The following is a 3,365-nucleotide window of genomic DNA, read 5'->3' on the forward strand; positions in this document are numbered from 1 at the left end:
GACGGCCCCGGCCTCCGCCACCTCGGCGAGGGTCCGCCCGATCCCGTAGAACATCGGGTCACCGCTGGCCAGCACCGCGACCCGGCGTCCGGCGTGGGCGGCCAGCAGCCCGGGGACGGCCGGGCGCAGCGGCGACGGCCATGCCACGCGCTCAGCCGCGCACTCCTCGGGGAGCAGTCGCAGCTGGCGGTGGCCTCCGATGATCACCTCGGCCGCCCGCAACACCTCCCGCGCGCCGCCGGACAGCCCCGTCCAGCCGTCGGCGCCGATGCCGACGACGGCCACCGGCGACAGGGGGGAGGACGACCCTGCGTCCGACACGCGAACCTCGTGGGGCGGGACACTCACTTCCGTACACCTCTGAGCTGGGAGAAGACCGACCCCGAACTCTACTGGCCGCCCGCTCGCCCTCTCCCGGCGGCGCGATGCCCGTCAGCACACACCACGAGGGAGTGCGGGATCAGCGACTGACCCCGCACTCCCCCGCACTCCCCCCGTGGCTGCGCGACGGCTCAGCCGTCAGCCGGACGAACCCGCGGGCCGCTCCGACGCGACACCGGCCGCTCCCTCCACTTCTTCCACTCCTTCCACTCCTTCCGATGCTTCCGATGCTTCCGCTCCTTCCCGCGCCGCCCCGGCCCGCCCCGAGCGGAGCGCGCCGTCGGCGAGCGCACCGAAGATCAGCCCGAAGGCCGTCCACAGCAGCGCTTGCACGGCGATCGACGACAGCCGGAACTCCCAGAGCAGAGCGGCCGGGAAGGTCTCCGGGATGGCGTCGGTGTTCGCGGGCAGCAGCAGACACGCCACGGCCACCGCGACGACGTAGCCGGCACCGGCGGCGAGCGACGCGTTCCAGTTGCCCAGGCGCGGTGCGAGTCGCCTGCCCGCGATGATCGCGGCGAACGCGAGCAGGACGCTCAGGAGAATCATCAGGAAGAACAGCGCGGTGCGTTTGCCGATGGTGTCCGGATCACCGACCGCGGGCGGATTCGCCGGATACTTCAGGAACGGCACCAGGTAGACCGTGACGAACGCGGCACCCGCGATCAGCGCCGCCGTCGCTCTCGGCCCGAACCGGCCGATCCGGCCGAGGCCCACGGCGAAGACCAGCGAGGCGATTCCGCCCACGGCCACCCCGTACACCAGAACGCCGGTGGCCAGTCCGAACGTCGACTGCACCGGCCTGCTGACCAGTTCCTCTTCCTCCTCGTCGTGATGGTGTGCCTGCGGCTGGGAAGCGGTCGAATCCGCTGGGTCCTCCTCCGCGCCGCCGTGCTGATGTGCCGGCGCGGAGTTGGCCTCCTCCTGCGCGATCGAGTCCCGTACGGAGGGCTCGCCCGCGAAATAGGCCAGCGCGAACGCGAGGAGTCCGGCCAGCACGCCCGCGATCATGCCGCGGACCAGGAGGTTTCTGACGGTGGAGGCATGCATGTGCGTGATCTCTCCGTCGTCGGCGTCAGTGGCAGGGGAAGCCGAGAAGATGACGGCCGTCGTGCACCCACTCGTGCACACCCGCCCCGGAGAACACCGACGTCGCGCCCTGTTCCGCGCCGACGAAGTAGAGCAGCACCAGCATCAGGGTGCCCACGAACACGGCCCACGGCAGCACCGCGCGCAGCGGAAGCGGGGTGACCGGGGTATCGGCGGCGGGAGAAATGACCGGGTGCGTTATGGACTGAGCCATGGCACAACCTCCTTGGGGAACTCGCGTCCCATTGAGTGGAGCCCGTACGACGGCCATCGGGTCTGACTCACCGGGATCCACCGCGCCGCGCGCGACCGGATCCCCGCATACAGTGGCGCGACCGTGCCGGACTCTCACCGGACTTCCGTCTCGCCGTCGTAAATATCGACGTGAACGTACCGCGAACCGGCAGGTGGGCCAAGAGGCCCTCTCGCGTCCCGGGCCCGGAAGGAGTTGGCTTCAGCCCATGACCACAGGACAGACGACGACCCGGATCATGCTCATCTCACCCGCCATGAGCACCGCGCTGCGCGAAGCACGGTTCCCCGCTCCGGCCGGGGACGACGACCTGGACGTCACCGACGACCTGGACGTCACCGGCCTGCGCCAGGCCGAGGCCGTACGGGAGAGCTTCCCGCGCGCCGCCGCCCTGTACGTCTCCCCCACGCGCCGCTGCCGCAGGACCGCCCACGTACTCGGCCTGACCGCAGACCCGTTGGACGGGACGGCGGCGGACGGCCTCGCACCGTGTGCCGTGGGCCGCTGGCAGGGCAGGACGCTGGACGAGGTGGCCTCGGCCGAACCCCAGGCGGTGGCGGCCTGGCTCGCCGACCCGGCCGCCGCCCCGCACGGCGGCGAGTCCCTGCTCGACTTCCACGTACGCGTCGCGCAATGGCTGGAGGCGGGCGCCGCGACCGATCACCCTGGCGCGGAGGCCGGCCCGGACGCCGAGAACGGCAACGGTATGGACAGGGCGGACAAGGCAGACGGGATGGACGGCGCGGGCGGCACCGGGCGGCGCGTGATCGTCGTGGCGGAACCGGACGTCGTCCGCGCCGCCACCGTGCACGCCGTCGGGGCGCCCCCGTCGGCGTTCTGGCGGATTGACGTGCGCCCGCTGTCCGTCACCGAACTCAGCGGGCGTAACGGCCGTTGGAACCTGCTCAGCGGCCGTCCCCTTCTGCACGCCTGAGCCGCGCGCCCGAACCGCACGCACGCCCGAGCCGCGCGCCCGAACTGTGAGCACCGAACCGCACGGCAGGACCGCACGCCCGGAGCCGTACGCCAGGACCGCACGCCCGGAGGCGTGCCCGTGCCGGTGCCAGGAGGCGTGCGCGCGTGCCGGTGCCCGTACCCGTGGCTGCGGCGGGGGTCAGCCCCTGCCCTTCACCCGATCCAGCGCGGCGACGCCCACCGCGGCGAGAGCGATCTGGATTATCAGCTCGATCCAGTCGATCCCCTTGGTGTCCGCGACACCGAAACCGGCCGCGATGGCCGTACCGATCAGGGCCGCGACGATGCCGACCAGAATGGTCAGCAGGACGCCGATTCGCTGCCGTCCGGGCACCACGAGCCGACCGAGCACACCGATCACGATGCCGACGATAATGGCCATGACGATGCCGGAAATCTCCATGTCCCCTCCTCCTCGCACAACCGTTGCGGACAGTGGTGCATACCAAGACATCTGCCCGCCACACACCCGTCCAGTCCACCGTTGCGAGTGTTCGCCAATCGGGTTTAACCGCCGCGCACCGCGGTACGCCGACGATTCCCGCGCGTGTCACCACACGCGCCCCACACGCGGCACCACACGGCTCTCAGCCCGGTTCCCAGCCCGGGTCCCGGCCGGTGAGCGCCAGCAGCCTCTCGAACGCCCCGGCCCCCTCGCCCCCGCTCC

At 71.7% G+C, this 3,365-nt stretch carries 5 protein-coding genes; 1 reads left to right on the plus strand and 4 read right to left on the minus strand.

The window, feature by feature from the left end; all coding sequences use genetic code 11:
- The 3 genes from DVH02_RS31515 to DVH02_RS31525 all read right to left on the minus strand — a co-directional run.
- Positions 1–321 (minus strand): SAM-dependent methyltransferase (locus DVH02_RS31515; RefSeq protein ID WP_233518575.1); only part of this gene is annotated, 321 nt, incomplete at its 3' end.
- 198 nt (positions 322–519) lie between these two features.
- Positions 520–1,431 carry a CbtA family protein gene (locus DVH02_RS31520; RefSeq protein WP_114627266.1) on the minus strand — a complete coding sequence of 304 codons (912 nt, stop codon included), beginning with the start codon at positions 1,429–1,431 and terminating at the stop codon, positions 520–522.
- Between the two features lie 25 nt (positions 1,432–1,456).
- Entirely contained in the window at positions 1,457–1,684 is a 228-nt protein-coding gene (locus DVH02_RS31525) for a CbtB domain-containing protein (RefSeq protein ID WP_114627267.1), read from the minus strand.
- A gap of 247 nt (positions 1,685–1,931) precedes the next feature.
- Here DVH02_RS31525 and DVH02_RS31530 point away from each other — a divergent pair, with 247 nt between their 5' ends.
- Positions 1,932–2,657 (plus strand): histidine phosphatase family protein, encoded by a 726-nt coding sequence (locus DVH02_RS31530; RefSeq protein WP_114627268.1) that lies wholly within the window; start codon positions 1,932–1,934, stop codon positions 2,655–2,657.
- Between the two features lie 180 nt (positions 2,658–2,837).
- On the opposite strand, the gene DVH02_RS31535 is transcribed toward DVH02_RS31530, so the two are convergent.
- Complete coding sequence (locus DVH02_RS31535) at positions 2,838–3,101, minus strand: GlsB/YeaQ/YmgE family stress response membrane protein (RefSeq protein ID WP_114627269.1); 264 nt, start codon at positions 3,099–3,101, stop codon at positions 2,838–2,840.
- Between the last annotated feature and the right edge of the window lie 264 nt (positions 3,102–3,365).

This window comes from Streptomyces corynorhini (assembly GCF_003346515.1).
GTDB classification, from domain to species: Bacteria; Actinomycetota; Actinomycetes; order Streptomycetales; family Streptomycetaceae; genus Streptomyces; species Streptomyces corynorhini.